This window comes from Micromonospora olivasterospora (assembly GCF_007830265.1).
Lineage (GTDB): Bacteria > Actinomycetota > Actinomycetes > Mycobacteriales > Micromonosporaceae > Micromonospora > Micromonospora olivasterospora.
The window spans coordinates 2,322,912-2,336,835 of sequence record NZ_VLKE01000001.1; the positions used below are offsets into that span (position 1 = coordinate 2,322,912).

13 protein-coding genes and 3 pseudogenes are annotated in these 13,924 nt (G+C 68.5%); 5 read left to right on the forward strand and 11 right to left on the reverse strand.

Features of this window, described 5'->3' with window-relative positions; translation table 11 throughout:
• Positions 1–293: 293 nt before the first annotated feature.
• Positions 294–605, forward strand: a complete 312-nt coding sequence (locus tag JD77_RS10615) for a cation transporting ATPase C-terminal domain-containing protein (protein ID WP_145774121.1) — start codon at positions 294–296, stop codon at positions 603–605.
• 195 nt (positions 606–800) lie between these two features.
• Here JD77_RS10615 and JD77_RS10620 read toward each other — a convergent pair whose 3' ends face one another.
• From JD77_RS10620 to JD77_RS10665, 10 genes and pseudogenes are all read right to left on the reverse strand, one after another.
• The gene (locus JD77_RS10620) at positions 801–1,958 is read right to left on the reverse strand and encodes an IS4 family transposase (RefSeq protein WP_246140609.1); all 1,158 of its coding nucleotides are present in this window, start codon (positions 1,956–1,958) and stop codon (positions 801–803) included.
• A 333-nt stretch (positions 1,959–2,291) separates the two neighbouring features.
• The gene (locus JD77_RS31990; protein ID WP_170286420.1) at positions 2,292–2,447 is read right to left on the reverse strand and encodes a hypothetical protein; all 156 of its coding nucleotides are present in this window, start codon (positions 2,445–2,447) and stop codon (positions 2,292–2,294) included.
• Between the two features lie 94 nt (positions 2,448–2,541).
• Positions 2,542–2,730, reverse strand: a complete 189-nt coding sequence (locus tag JD77_RS10625; RefSeq protein WP_145774122.1) for a hypothetical protein — start codon at positions 2,728–2,730, stop codon at positions 2,542–2,544.
• Positions 2,731–2,898: 168 nt separating this feature from the next.
• Positions 2,899–3,720 (reverse strand): annotated as a pseudogene (locus tag JD77_RS10630) (IS5 family transposase); the annotation flags it as partial.
• A 528-nt stretch (positions 3,721–4,248) separates the two neighbouring features.
• Complete coding sequence (locus JD77_RS10640; protein ID WP_145774123.1) at positions 4,249–4,614, reverse strand: hypothetical protein; 366 nt, start codon at positions 4,612–4,614, stop codon at positions 4,249–4,251.
• Between the two features lie 120 nt (positions 4,615–4,734).
• Entirely contained in the window at positions 4,735–5,460 is a 726-nt protein-coding gene (npdG, locus tag JD77_RS10645) for an NADPH-dependent F420 reductase (protein ID WP_145774124.1), read from the reverse strand.
• A 29-nt stretch (positions 5,461–5,489) separates the two neighbouring features.
• On the reverse strand, positions 5,490–6,899 hold the full coding sequence (locus JD77_RS10650; protein ID WP_145774125.1) for an NAD-dependent succinate-semialdehyde dehydrogenase: 1,410 nt from the start codon (positions 6,897–6,899) through the stop codon (positions 5,490–5,492).
• A gap of 81 nt (positions 6,900–6,980) precedes the next feature.
• Positions 6,981–7,721, reverse strand: a complete 741-nt coding sequence (locus JD77_RS10655; RefSeq protein ID WP_145774126.1) for a transglutaminase-like domain-containing protein — start codon at positions 7,719–7,721, stop codon at positions 6,981–6,983.
• Between the two features lie 34 nt (positions 7,722–7,755).
• A complete protein-coding gene (locus tag JD77_RS10660; protein WP_145774127.1) occupies positions 7,756–8,814 on the reverse strand; it encodes a TIGR03619 family F420-dependent LLM class oxidoreductase in 1,059 nt (352 codons plus the stop codon).
• Positions 8,811–9,641 carry an Rv0792c family HTH-type transcriptional regulator gene (locus JD77_RS10665; protein ID WP_145774128.1) on the reverse strand — a complete coding sequence of 277 codons (831 nt, stop codon included), beginning with the start codon at positions 9,639–9,641 and terminating at the stop codon, positions 8,811–8,813. The genes JD77_RS10660 and JD77_RS10665 overlap by 4 nt, the downstream gene beginning before the upstream one ends.
• A 142-nt stretch (positions 9,642–9,783) precedes the next feature.
• Here JD77_RS10665 and JD77_RS10670 point away from each other — a divergent pair, with 142 nt between their 5' ends.
• The 4 genes and pseudogenes from JD77_RS10670 to JD77_RS10685 all read left to right on the forward strand — a co-directional run.
• Positions 9,784–10,095: a putative quinol monooxygenase gene (locus JD77_RS10670; protein WP_145774129.1), complete on the forward strand. Its 312-nt coding sequence runs from the start codon at positions 9,784–9,786 to the stop codon at positions 10,093–10,095.
• A gap of 40 nt (positions 10,096–10,135) precedes the next feature.
• Complete coding sequence (locus JD77_RS10675) at positions 10,136–11,497, forward strand: MFS transporter (protein ID WP_145774130.1); 1,362 nt, start codon at positions 10,136–10,138, stop codon at positions 11,495–11,497.
• A 518-nt stretch (positions 11,498–12,015) separates the two neighbouring features.
• The gene (locus JD77_RS10680; RefSeq protein ID WP_211372531.1) at positions 12,016–12,549 is read left to right on the forward strand and encodes a hypothetical protein; all 534 of its coding nucleotides are present in this window, start codon (positions 12,016–12,018) and stop codon (positions 12,547–12,549) included.
• Positions 12,550–12,607: 58 nt separating this feature from the next.
• Positions 12,608–12,892, forward strand: a pseudogene (locus tag JD77_RS10685) (transposase); the annotation flags it as partial.
• Between the two features lie 395 nt (positions 12,893–13,287).
• Here JD77_RS10685 and JD77_RS10690 read toward each other — a convergent pair.
• A pseudogene (locus JD77_RS10690) lies at positions 13,288–13,920 on the reverse strand (transposase); the annotation flags it as partial.
• Between the last annotated feature and the right edge of the window lie 4 nt (positions 13,921–13,924).

Genomic DNA, 13,924 nt, shown 5'->3' on the forward strand with positions numbered 1-13,924 from the left:
ATCCGTAGCCTCATCCGTCAGGCATGGTTCTTGTACCGGTGGAACACCCGCTCCACCCGCCGACCATGAAGGCCACCCGCCTGCGCGGCCGCTCAGCCAGTTGGCCGAAGAGGCCGAGCGCGATGCTGCCCCAGCAACTCCACCCGCTGCGCCAGCCTCGTTGAAGGGCACCTCTTCACTCATAACGCCGCCCGCATCTCGGCCCGCAGTCCCTCGTCGCCCGACACGCTCACCCTTACCTCCTCTGCTATCTCACGGCCGGGCCGTAGCAACGGGTTCATTGCGGCAATACGTTGTTCAACGGCCCCGGCAGCGTCCGTCCCCGCCCCATCGTCGCCTGCCAGATCGGCACCGCCCTCGCCGCCCGCACCGAACGGGCCCCGCTCCGCTCCATCGGCCTGGCGACCAACCGCCTCCTGCTTCGGGGAATCGCGTTCGAACTCGCCTTCGCCGCCACCATCGTCACCGTGCCGCCGCTACAGACGATCTTCGGCACCGCCCCGCCCGACCCCCTGATGCTCGCCATCCTGATCACCTTCCCGATACTCGTGTGGGCACCGGACGAGCTACGGCGAGCGTTACTACGCCGCGCCGGACGCCGCTGACGTCAGCTCGCTGTGGCTTCGCAGCGGCGACGGACAGCCGGGAAACATCGCCAGCACTAGCCCCAACGTCGCTCGGTTAAGGTCCGGCGGGTGTTTCGCAATGGTTTGTGATGATGTCGGTCGCGATGGTGGCTTTGTAGCTATGCCGGTCTACGTTGGGTCCGCGGGCTTGGTACTTGGAGTTTGAGCGTTTGATCATCCGGGTTTCACCCGGATCCGGCGGTCGGGTAGCAGGTGGGCCAGGACCGCGCGGCCGATGGCGCCGACCAGGTCGATGACGGTGTCGGCGATGACGCCGGTGGCGTTGGTGATCTGGTCGCGGGCGGTGTGCAGGGCGGTGGTGAAGCTGGCTCGGTCGGGGTTGGTGGCGGGCTGGCTGTCGGTGGCATCGGTCATGGCGGTGCGGAGGGCCTGGTAGACGGTGAGCAGGGCGTAGATCTCCTGGTCGACGCCGTCGGGGGTGCGTGCGCGTAGGACCCGGCCGCCGAGGATGCTGGATTTGATCTCCAGGTAGGCGGTTTCGATTTCCCATCTGCGGTGATACAGCTTTATCAATTCGCCGGCGGGGTGGGTGTGCGGGTCGAGCAGGGTGGTGATCAGCCGGTAGCCGCTGGTGCGGGTGCCGTCGCTGGTTCTGATGGTGATCTGGGCGTCGATGACCCGCACGCGCAGGGTGCCGATGGTCGATAGCCATGAGCCGTCGCGGTAGCGGGTGATCACGGGTAGGCGGCGGCCGTTCTTGCAGCGGATCAGCAGGTCGGCCTTGGTCGCGGCGAGGGTGGTGATGAGGTCGGCGGCGGCGTAGTTGCGGTCGGCCAGTAGCAGCATCCCGGCCCGCAGGCTACGGGCCAGGGTGTGGGCCTGGTCGAGTTCACCGGTGCTGATCGGGCCGAACACGGCGTCGATGATCGAGCGGGTGCCGCAGGTCAGCAGGACACTCAGCCGCAGGGCCGGGTAGCCGGCCCCGCCGTGGTTACCCCGTTGTTTGCGGTAACGGGCCCGGACCGCCTCGGCGTCGGCTACCGACATCGTGGTCCCGTCGATCGCGGCCACCAGCAGCCCCCGCCAGCGCACGGCGTGGTTCGCCGTGGTGACCGCCGGGCCGCGGAGCAGGTCGAACAACGCCCGCAGCGGCGCAGACCCGAGCCGCTGCCGTGCCTCACGTAACGTCCCCGAGGACGGCTCGGCCAGGTCCAGCCCGGCCAGACCGGCGGTCAGTTTCCGCCACACCTGCCCGTAGCCGAGTTCGGCGAACAGGCAACCCGCCAGGACGAGATAGACCACCACCCGGGCCGGCAGCAGTCGGATCCGCTGCTGCGTACGGCGGGTCGCCGCGAGGATCTCATCGACCATCTCGAAAGGTATGAACTGGGTCAACTCACCCAGATGACCCGGTGCGAACACCCCCGCGGCTACCCTCACCGTACGGGTTATGGCAATCTGATCGACCAAAGCGGAGTTCCTGGTCTCGAGGGTGTCTTGGAGTGACTCACCTCAATACCGGAACTCCGCTTCTGTTTGCCTGAGCGACACACCCCTCGACAGCCGCCACAACGCCTTAACCGAGCGACGTTGGCACTAGCCCGGGGAGGACGGCGACAATCTGGAGACAGCCCGCAAAATCCATCAACTGCATCCCCGGCCGCCGGTCCGGCCCAGATCACGACGGGCCCGCCGTGTGGCCGGCTACAAGTTCAGCGGGGCCGAGCAGATCCGCCCCCCGTACTGAGCCACCCCTGTGTTCCCCAGGCGGATGGCGAGATCCACCTCACCGATCATCCCGACCAGGAGGTGAGAGTCGTCCATCGCCGGCAGCCGCTGCATGAATCCGGCCTTGACCATCCTTCTCCTCCTGGTCGCCGAGCTAAAGATCGTGGGCATCGACGGCGTCGGATAGCACCGCACCAGCGACGGCAGTTCATCCCGTACCCGGGACTTATGAAGACATCCGGCCAGCCGTCCGACGGGCCGGCTGGGCCAGGCGCCGCAGTTCGTCGGCGAGCCGGCCCGGCAGGGCCGCGACCGTCGCGGCCCGGCGTTCCAGCTCGGCGTCCGTCACGGTCCGCAGTCCGGCGCGGCACCGGTCCAGCACCGCGGTCACGTCCAGGGCGGTCGGGGTCGTCATCCCGTCACCCCCAGCACCCGCACCAAGGCCTGTGCCGTGCCACAACTCGTCGCACATGCTGTGAGAGACCGTCGGGTAACCGGGTGACTACGTGGCGAGAAGTCGCTCGACGTTGATGCGTTGGGCGGCTTCGCGCTCGGTGGCGTTGGCCCAGCGGATCGTTTGACCGGCCAGGCGTATCGTCATGAGTCGAATCATCGCTACCTTGATCATGGCCTCTGAGTTGACGGTCAGCCGTTCGTAGTCCCGGGCCAGGCGTCGGTTACGGACCAGCCAACCCAGCGTCCTCTCTACCACCCACCGGCGCGGTAGGACCTTGAAGCCCTTGACGTCGTCGTTGCGCTTGACGATCTCCACCAGGATGCCGAGCTGCTCTTTCGCCCAGGTCAGCAGAGTGGAGTCGATGCTGTTGGCGTAGCCGCCGTCGGCCCACACGAGGGCGATGGTGGTGAACGCCTCGGCCAGCCGCGCCAGGATCCGCCGGCCACCGGGACGGTCGTTGACCGAGGCGGAGGTGACCATCACGACCAGGATCAGCCCCATCGTGTCCACGACCAGGTGCCGCTTGCGGCCGGTGGTCTTCTTGCCCATGTCGAACCCACGGCATTCGCCGCCCTCACTGGATTTGATGGACTGGGCGTCCAGCACCGCCGCTGTCGGCTCCGGCTCACGACCGGCCGCTACCCGCACCTGCCGGCGAAGCTCGTCGTGGATCGCGTCCCACGTTCCGTTCTTCCGCCACGTCGTGAACCAGCGATGTGCCGCGTCCGGTGGCGCCAGATCCCGCGGCATCATCCGCCACGGACAGCCCGACCGCAGCACATAGAAGATCGAATCCAGGATCAGCCGATCTCCCCACTTGCGCGGCCGGCCGCCTTTACGCAGGTCGCGTACCGGCATCAAGGGCGCGAGGATCGCCCACATCGCATCGGTCAAGCTCGACGGATAGCATGAACGGGCGTCATCCCCGCCACAGTTGCAGTTGCGCACACAACGCGATCATGGCGGGGATGATCTATTTGTCGAGCACCTGGCATCGACGTGTCTCCCCGTAACAGAACGCTCGGAGCTGGTTACCCGACGGTCTCTGAGCCGGGAGTTCTCGGCTCGGGCTGATGATCTCTGGTATGACCGTGCGGATGCTGTACCTGGGAATGATCAGCCTGTTCAGCGGACTGGGGTTGTTGATCCGGGGCGACAGGGCGTTGCTGGTCGAGGTTCTCGCGCTGCGGCATGAGGTAGCGGTGCTCCGCCGGCAGGTTCCCGGCCGGCCGCGGCTGTCCTGGCCGGACCGGGCGATCCTGTCCGCCCTGGCCCACCCTGCTGCCCCGCCGGATACGGGAACATCGGATCGTCACCCCGGCCACGTTGCTGAACTGGCACCGCCGCCTGGTACGACGCCACTGGACCTACCCCAACCGACCCGGCCGACCACCAGTCAGCGACGAGATTCAGGACATGGTGCCACGGCTGGCCGGCGAGAACCCGCGATGGGGACACCGCAGAATCCAAGGCGAACTACGGCGGCTCGGCCATCGGATCGGAGCGGGCACGATCTGACGGATCCTGGCCGGCTGGCGGGTCGGCCCGCCGCCCCGCCAGCCAGACACCAACTGGCGCACCTTCCTGCGCAACCAGGCCACTGGCCTTCTGTCCATCGACTTCTTTCACCTCGACACGATCCTGCTGCCGCGCCTGTACGCGCTGGTGGTCATGGAGGTGTCCACCCGACGGGTCCACCTTCTTGGCGTCACCGCGCACCCCACTGGGCAGTGGGTGGTCCAGCAGGCCCGTAACCTCGCTACGGAGCTGGGCGAGCGTGCCAACCCGTTCCGGTTTCTCATCCGCGACCGCGACGGCAAGTACACCGCCGCCTTCGATCACTGCGGGGCTTCATTCACTCAGCGTCCGATGACGCGCTGCATCCGTACCTTGACCGTCAGGCGCCGGCGACGTGCACCACCTGACGATCATGGTTGTCCCCCTTTCGGCGGGACGCAGGGATTACGCGGGACGGCCGAGGCTCGAGTTCGCCGATGTCACGGGCAGTCCGGTGAGCCGGATTCCGGCGTGCGTCTTGTAGCGCCGGTTGACACCGACCAACAAGGCGGTGATCCGTTCACAGACACCGCTCATGTCCAGGGGGCCGCAGTCGACCGCGCGTAATCCGTGGATGCTTTCGATGAGACCAGCTGCGACAGCCTTGTCGGCGCTCTTGTCGCCGCAGATCAACACGTCCTCGTCGAGGCGCTGTCCGAGGTCCTGCAGGACGGCGGCGCTGACCGTCTGCATCGCGGAGATGACCGAGACGCCGGCCGGGAGCAGGTCTTGGGCCTGCTCGGCAGCTGAGCCCGCCCACGGCGTGATGGGCCGAAGGCCTCGGCGCCCTGGCGCCATCGGCGCGGTCGTGTCGATCAGCAGCTGCCCGGGCTGGATGACCTTGGCGAGCGACCGCAGAGTCTCGACGTGGGCGCTGAACGGGACCGCGATGACGACGACTGGCGCTCCATCGATCATCACGGCGTTCTCACCGCCGGACGCTCGTGGTAGCTGCGCAGCAACGGCCTGCGCGGCGTCCGCGCGGCGAGAACCGATGCGGACATCGATACCGGCGTGCGCCCACCGCCTCGCGAGTCCGAGCCCGAGGGCACCGGTGCCGCCGACGATGGCGACGGTGCCGACGCGCTGGGACGACTCGTCGAGCCGTGGCGCGGGCTGAGGGGATGTCATGGGAGCTCCTTCGATCTCGGCCTGGTGGTTCATTCGCTGAGCGGGTGGTCTTGGCCGTTCTGCGCAGGCCCGACCCAGACGCTCTTGACGTTGGTGAACTGCCGGATCCCGAAGACACCCAGCTCACGCCCGTAGCCGCTGCGCTTGACGCCGCCGAAGGGCAGGCGCGGGTCGGACGCGACGATGCCGTTGACGAACACGGCGCCTGCGTCGATGCGGGGCACGAGGAACTCCGCGCGGTCGAGGTCTGACGTCCACAGGGCCGCACCGAGACCGAACTCGGTGGCGTTGGCGATGTCGACGGCGTCGAGCGCGTCCTTCGCCCGGACGACCGCGGCGACCGGTCCGAAGGTCTCCTCAGCCGCCACGGCCATCTCGGGCGTGACGTTGTCGAGAACGGCGGGCCGGAAGTAGAAGCCCGGTCCCTCCGGCACCGTGCCGCCGGTGACGATCCTGGCGCCCGCTGAGACGCTGCGGCGCACCTGGTCGAGCACGTCCGCGCGGATGCTCGCCCTGGCCAACGGGCCGATCCGCACGTCGCGGTCGAAGGGGTCGCCGACGGTCAGCGCGGCGACGCCTGCGGCGAACGCTTCGGTGAACTCCTCGACGACCGCGTCCTCGACGATGAAACGCTTGCCAGAGATGCAGCTCTGCCCGGCGTTGAGCATCCGCGCCGTGACGGCGGCGGCCGCGGCGGCGGGGATGTCGGCGTCCGCGAGGACGATGAATGGGTCGGAGCCGCCGAGCTCGAGCACCTGCGGCTTGAGGTGCGCGGCGGCTATGGCCGCGACCTGCGCGCCGACCTCGGTCGAGCCGGTGAGGGTCAGGGCGTGGACGCGGTCGTCGGCGACGAGGCTCGGCACGGCATCCGGTCCGACCAGCAGCGTGGTGAACAGCCCGGTCGGGCAGCCCGCCTGCTCCCAGATTTCGGCGATCGCGAGGGCACAGCGCGGGACGTTCGACGCGTGCTTCAGCACGGCGCCGTTGCCCGCGAGCAGCGCGGGCGGCGCGAACCGGAACACCTGCCACAGTGGAAAGTTCCACGGCATCACGGCGAGCACCAGACCCAGCGGGTCGTAGGCGATGTGGCTGCGCGTGGCGGCGGTCTCGACCGACTCGCGGGCGAGCATCGCCGGACCGTGCTCCGCGTAGTACTCGCAGCACCAGGCGGACTTTTCGACCTCGGCTTCCGCCTCGGCGATGGGTTTGCCCATCTCCTGGGTGATCAGCGTGGCGAGCCTGTCCCGGTCGGCGCGCATGATGGCGGCGGCGCGATGGAGGTGCTCCGCGCGGACCTCGATCGGAGTGGACCGCCACTGGGCGGCCGCGCCGGCCGCCCGGGCGAGGGCCGCCTCGATCTGGTCCGGGGTGTGCGGGTCGAAGCGACCCAGGACTTCTTCGGTCGCGGGGTTGACGGAGGTGATCTGACGAACGGACATGGTGGTGTCCTTCTCGGGTCAACGGGGAACGCGGCGGAATCACGGTGGCGCGACCTGGACGCCGCGCCACCGGGGGGAAGATCAGGCGACGGCCTGACGGCTGACGAGCTCGGGGTCCGGCCCGCTCCACAGCACGTCGTCGGCGGCGACGCGCTCGTGCGCGGCGGTCGACTCGAGCGCGTCGAGCACCTCGCGGGCCACGCGCAGGTACCAGTCCGCGACCTCGGCGGGGTAGTCGGCGTAGCTGCCGTTCTCCCGCAGCACCGGGCCCTCGACGGTGGGGATGTCGGTGTGGCCGTCGTAGTCAACCGCGTACGGCTTGCCGAGCTTGGAGGCGGTGGGCGCGTCGATCGTGGCGTCGAGCTTGACCCACCGGCCGTCGACGAACGCCTCTCCGAGCGAGTGCCACGGCAGCGGGCGCCCGACCGGCCCGCCCCACAGCACGCGGACCTCGGGCGAGAGGAACTCCATCTCGGGGGCGTCCAGCGCCTGGAAGGCGACGCGCGCCGGGATGCCGGCGGCGCGGGCCAGCGCGACGAACGAGCTGGCCTTGCCCATGCAGAACGCAACGCCGTTCTCGAGGACGTCGCTGGCCGCCGTCTGCCCCGTCGCGAGGTAGCGGAACGAGGCGAGGATGTCGTAGGGCAGGTCACGGACATAGTGGTAGATGCGGCCCAGACGCTCGACGTCGGTCGTGGCGCCCTCGGTGATCCGGCGGGCAGTCTCGACGACGGTCGGGTGGTCGGAGTCGATGTACTTGGTCGGGCGGAGGTACTCCTCACCAGCGGTCTCGGTCGACCGGGAGGTCACGTCGGAGGTCATCGTGCGGCTCGCTTTCAGCAGGTGTGTGCGGAGGTCAGGCGGGGCTGGGGGCGCGGGAGGTGTCGAGGTGCGGAAGGATCTGCTCGCCCACCACGTCGAGGTAGTCGGAGTCGGCCACGTCCGGAATCGTGAACAGGAAGTGGTTGACCCCAGCAGCCTGGTACTCGCGAATCCGCTCGAGGCAGGCGTCGGCAGAGCCGGTGATGAGACCGCTTTCCGGGATCGACTTGAACCGCGCGCGCAGCTGCTGCTGGACCGTGGGCGACGCGGTGGGTGCGAGCAGCGTCGTCACCGACAGTTCGAGGGTCGAGGGATCACGGTCGATCGCCTCGCACTCCCGATCGAGCAGCGCCCGGCGCTCAGCGCACTTCTCGGCGGGCCACCACCGGACGTTGACGCCGTTCGCGTGCCGGACAGCGATGCGGTTGACCCGCAGCCCCTCGCCGCCGATCCACAGCGGCGGGTGTGGCTTCTGGACGGGCGGCGGGTCGCAGATCGCACCGTCGATCGTGTAGAAGTCGCCGCTGAATCGGGGGTTGGCCTCGGTCCAGACGCTGCGCATCACCTGCAGCGACTCGGCGAGCGCCGAGACGCGGTCGCCGGTCGACGGGAACGGGATCCCGTACGCCTCGAACTCCTGCTGGAACCAGCCTGCCCCCAGCCCCAGGTCCACGCGCCCGCCCGAGATCACGTCGAGGGTCGCGGCCATCTTGGCGAGGACGGCGGGATAGCGGTACGAGTTGCACAGCACGCTGGTGCCCAGCCGCAGCGAGGTCGTGTCACGCGACAGCGCCGACAGCGCCGTCCAGCACTCCAGGAGCGGGATCGACGACGGACCCTGCGCCGCCGGCGCGTCGCCGTTCGCGTCGTCGGTGATCCCGGCGTCGCGGACGTAGTCGTCGGGGCTGAGGGTCAGGAAGTGGTCGCACAGCCACACCGAGTCGAACCCGTGGGACTCCGCCGTCTGCGCGACGCGGGTCATGTCCGGGTAGTTGCCCACGGACAGGCCGCGGATGGTGAGGGCGAGGATCAGCCCGACGTGCGGGCCGTCCCTGCCGGGGTGCCCTGGCGTGCCGGGATCGGCGTTAATCATGGACGCAACCTTTCTGTTCTCTCTGTCATGCCGACCGTCTCGTTCGCGATGACGCGGGGAAGCGTCACCGAGAAGCCGTAGCGTTCCGGCCGGTAGTGGAAGACCACGACCTCCAGCGGCCGGTTGTCGTGGTCGAAGCTGACGCGATCGAGGACGAGGACCGGTGCGCCCTCGTCGATGCCCAGCGCCGTCGCGACGTCCGCGGACGCGCCTGCGGCGTGGATCTCGTGCCGGGCCTCCGCGATGCGCGTGCCCAGCCGCTGCTCCCACATCGTGTAGGTGGTCTCGGTGGCCGGTTCGGCCGAACGCAACGGCTCGGCGGCATCGAGCACCCGGGGCGGGAGGTGGATCGTCACCAACGCCACGGGCTGCTCACCGTCGCCGTAGCGGCGGCGGATGGTGAGCACCTCACGCTCCCCCAGCGTCCGCGCGACGTACGCCGACGCGGGCTCGACTCCGAAGCTCATGACCTCGATCTGCGGCGTGACACCGCGGTCGAGCAGCACCTCCGTGATCGTGCGGACCCCGGACGACAACTCCTGGTCCAGTGGTTCGGACACGAACGTGCCCAGCCCTTGCTTGCGCACGACCCAGCCCTGACTCTCGAGGGCGCCCACTGCGGCGCGGACGGTGACCCGACTCAGACCGGACTGCGCGATCAGCTCCTTCTCCGTGGGCAGCCGTGCGCCCGGGGGCAGTTGCTGCTTGATGATCAACGCCTTGATCTGTTCGGCCAGCTGTGCCGTAGCCGAGGTTCGACCGCGCTGGATCCGCAGGTCAGCGTCCGTCAGGTCGAGGCGCGGTTCGGAGTCTTCAGGGGATGTCATACCCGCCGTGCCTCCGACATGCCTGCGAGATCAGGCGCCGGGTGGGCTGCCTGCGTTTCCTTGACAACGATCACAAGACGTTTTATAACGTATTACCCGTAGGGACGCAAGAGGCGCCCCGCCGTAACCGACTGGAGACGTCATGGCCGACGAGAACCCTGTGACCGTGATCGCCCGCTTCACCCCGACGCCCGAGAGTGCCGGCCGACTGCAGGCACTGCTCGAGGGGATGGTGGCTCCGACGCGCGCCGAGGCGGGCTGCCACTTCTACAACCTGTTCGTCGCCCAGGGAGACGATGCAGAGTTCGTGCTCCTCGAGTGCTACGAGGACTCCTCTGCACTAGAGGCTCACCGCGCGTCGACGCACTACAAGAACTACCGCGCCCAGCTGCCGGACTTGCTTGCGTCGCCGATCAGCGTCACCGTTCTTGCCCCGGTCGACGCGCTCACCTGACCACCCCCGATGTCGAGTCTTCAGCTCAAAGGAGAGCACTGTGTCCGACTTGGAGAGCGACGTACCGCCGCTTGACACCCGCGATCGACCCGTGACCCTGCGTAGCATCGACAACACCAGCCGCCAGGCACTCGTAGCGTCGTGGCTCGGATGGACATTCGACGGGTTCGAGACCTACGCACTCGTCCTCGCGGGTTCGGCAGCTGTCACCAGCCTGGGGACCAGCGGCCAGCTCCAACGGCTTCCCGCTTACGTCGGCGCACTGGTCGCCGCGACGCTCCTGGGCTGGGCCCTAGGCGGGATCGTCGCCGGCTTCGCCGCCGACTACCTCGGCCGTCGACGTACCCTGATGATCTCAATTCTCTGGTATGCGGTGTTCACAGGCCTGACCGCGTTCGCGCCCGACTACTGGTGGCTACTGGCCTTGCGCTTCGTCACCGGCATGGGCCTGGGCGCCGAGTGGGGCAGCGCGACGGCCCTCATCGGCGAACTGTGGCCCGACCGCTCCCGCGGACGGGCAGCCGCCGTACTGCAGTCCGGGTTCGGGGTCGGCGCCGTGCTCGCGGCCCTGACCTGGTTTCTCCTTCAGCCGGTGGGAACCGAGGCCTGGCGGTATCTGTTCCTCGTCGGCGCTCTGCCCGCACTGATCGTGCTCTACGTGCGCCGAACGGTCCACGACCCGGAGATGTGGACAGAGATCCGCGACCGCAGGCGCAAGGCCAAGGCCACCGCGGCAGGCGGTGGACAGGTCAGCCCGGCGGACCGAGAGCTCCTGCGGTCTACGTTCACGTCGGTGTTCAGCCAGCCGCACCTGCGTCGCCGGGCTCTACGCCTTCTCCTGATCACCGTGGTGTCGGTCATCGGCCTCTACAGCGTGTCGGCCTGGATCCCGCAGTACGTCGGCCAGCTCGCGAAGAACATGGGACTGCCCGCCGGCGCGTGGGCCGCGAACGCGGGCCTGGTGTTCAATGCCGCGTCCGTGCCGGGATACCTACTGTTGGGCTACCTTGCCGACAAGTGGGGCCGCAAACCCACCATGCTCGTCTACTACGCGGGTTCGGCGTTGATCCTGCCGATCTTCTTCTTCGCCGTTTCGACGCCGGGGGTTGCCCTCGTCGCCGCAGGCGTCGCCGGGTTCTTCATCCTGGGGCAGTTCGCGTGGATGCCGATCTACATGCCTGAGCTGTTCCCCACGGCGGGACGGGCGACCGCGATCTCGACAGTGTTCAACTCTGCCCGGATCGCAGGCTCGCTCGTCACGCTCGCCGCCGGTCTGCTCATCAGCCTGCTCGGGAGCATCTCGACGGCGGCGACGACGATCGGTGTGGCGTCCTACGTGATCGCACTCGGCCTGATCTGGTTCGTCGGACCGGAGACCAAAGGACAGCCTCTCCCCCGCTGAGCCCACCGTCTCACCCGCGACGCCTTGGGCACAGGCGTAGCTCTCAGCCCGGAATCAACGGTAACGCTGGTCAACTGGTCGTCGGCACGAGCGGCCCCGCCATCCTGCGGGACCAGCTCTGACCAGCGTTGTCGTTGGTTTTGCGCCGATTACTACCGGGAGGCCAACTTGCTCCGTGCGCAGCAGGACGGCGGAGCACGGAGGTGGCCACGCACCCGGGCGGCCCGGACCACGGCGGCGGCCAGCGTGGTCCTGGTCGACGTCAACCGCACCGGGGCCGCGGGCCAACAACGTCCTCCGGTTACCTGGACGTGTACGGTGCCAATACCTGTCGCACCTGCAGTGAGCTGGGGCTTCATGGGAATGAGGCACCTTCGTGGTCATGGTTTTCCAGCTGATCTATCTGGTCGCGATCCGCCTGTCCGACGCTCTGCTCCTCGCGGCTCGCAGCGACCGCGCGGTGCTCGCGGAGCCGCTGGCCCGCCGCCTGCCCCGCGCGGTCCCGCATCCACCGGATCGTGACCCCGGCGACTCTGCTGGCCTGGCACCGCCGGCTGGTCCAACGCGGCTGGACCTACCCCCACTGCGGCGGCCAACCACCCGGCAGCGACGAGATCCGCGAGCTCATCCGCCGGATGGCCCGGGACAACCCCCGCTGGGACCACAAGAGAATTCAGGGCGAGATGCTCGGACTGGGCCACCGCGTCGGCCTCGGCACCATCCGCCGAATCCTGGCCCGTGGCCGCCTCGCCCCCGCACCCCGCCAGACCGACACGTCTTGGCGAACGTTCCTGCGCGCCCAGGCCACCGGTCTGCTGGCCACCGACTTCTTCCACGTCGATACCGTGTGGCTGCGCCGGCTGTACGTGCTGGTCGTCATGGAGATCGCCACCCGCCGGGTACACCTGCTCGGCGTGACCGAGCACCCGACCCAGGCATGGGTGACCCAGCAGGCCCGCAACCTGCTCATGGACCTCGGAGAACGCACCAACGACTTCCGGTTCCTAATCCGCGACCGCGACACCATCAACGAGTACCATCGAGCCGCCTGAACGAATCCTTGAACCCGCTGGTCAGCAGCCGGAATCTAGTTTTGGCACCGTACAGGCGCGGAAGTCGATGCAGCCGATGGCGGAACGCCTCGGCGTCGATCATCAGCAGTTGCAGCAGTTCATCACGTCCTCGACGTGGGACTACACGGCGGTGCGGGCGAACGTGGCACGGTGGGCGGTCGACGCGATCGACCCGGCCGCGTACTTTATCGACGACTCGGGCTTCCCGAAGGACGGCACCGCCTCGCCGTGTGTGGCCCGCCAGTACTCGGGCACCCTGGGCAAGACCTGCAACGGACCAGTCGACTCCATCGCCGTCCGCGTCACCCCGCACTCGGCCAGCCAGGATCCCATCGCCAACAGGTCCGCGTAAAACGTGCGGAACGTGCGGGTCTTCTCCCGCCGGACCGGCCGCCGCGGATCCGGTGTCCGTACCGTCACCGTGACTTGCTTCTTATGCACGTCGATCCCCGCGACATGCGTATACAACACGTCCAAACAGCCGCCTCCGTCCCGATCACCAGCCAGGGACGATGCCGCTCGCAGAGCCCGTCATAGACTCATGACACTGAGACACGTGCACGGGAAGGCAACAACCTGGGGTACCAGGGACGGGCTCCCACACCATTCTTGGTTTCAGGCACCACGAGGGCACCAAGCGCAACCGGCGACGGCGAGCGACACCGCCGACCGAGTTTCACCTACCTGTGGGTGGCCCCGCCAGGGGCCATGGTTTTCTTGGTTGATCGCGAAGACTCGGGAGGGGAACCGACCGAAGCCGGTGTCCTTACCTGTACGGATGCGGTCCTCCACCGGGGCGTGAGCGCGGTGGCGGGCTTCGAGGTACTTCAGCAACCCGCCGCCGATCGGGGTGTCCGTCGCGGTGACCTGGTGGCGCATGCCTTCGATGGTGTCGAACAGGGTCAGCTGCGCGCCGGGGTGGGGGCGTTCACGCCGGACGATGAACCGGGTGCCGGGCGGGTAGGCGGCCCGCCAGCCGCCCGGCAGCAGACCGGTGATCTCGCAGATCTCGGCCCCGTCACGCAGGTCACCCTCGGCGTCGAGGGCGCCGACCCAGGCGGTGACGGCGCGGATCGCCTCCCGGACCGGTTCGGTGATCGCCACCCCGACGGAGAACCGGACGTCGATGCCGTGTTCACGCAGACCGCGGATGTGGGCGAGGAACCCCTGCGTGCAGCCGGCCGAGTCCGAGCGGACCAGGACCGGCGTGCCGTGCCGGTGGACGTCGGGGATCTGCGCGAGGGCCCGGTCGAGCACGAGGATGCGGTCGGCGGTCGTGTTCGACCCAGCCCGCCCCTGCCGCAGCAGCCCGGACAACGCCTCACGGGTGCCGTCGAGGAAGCAGAACAGGATG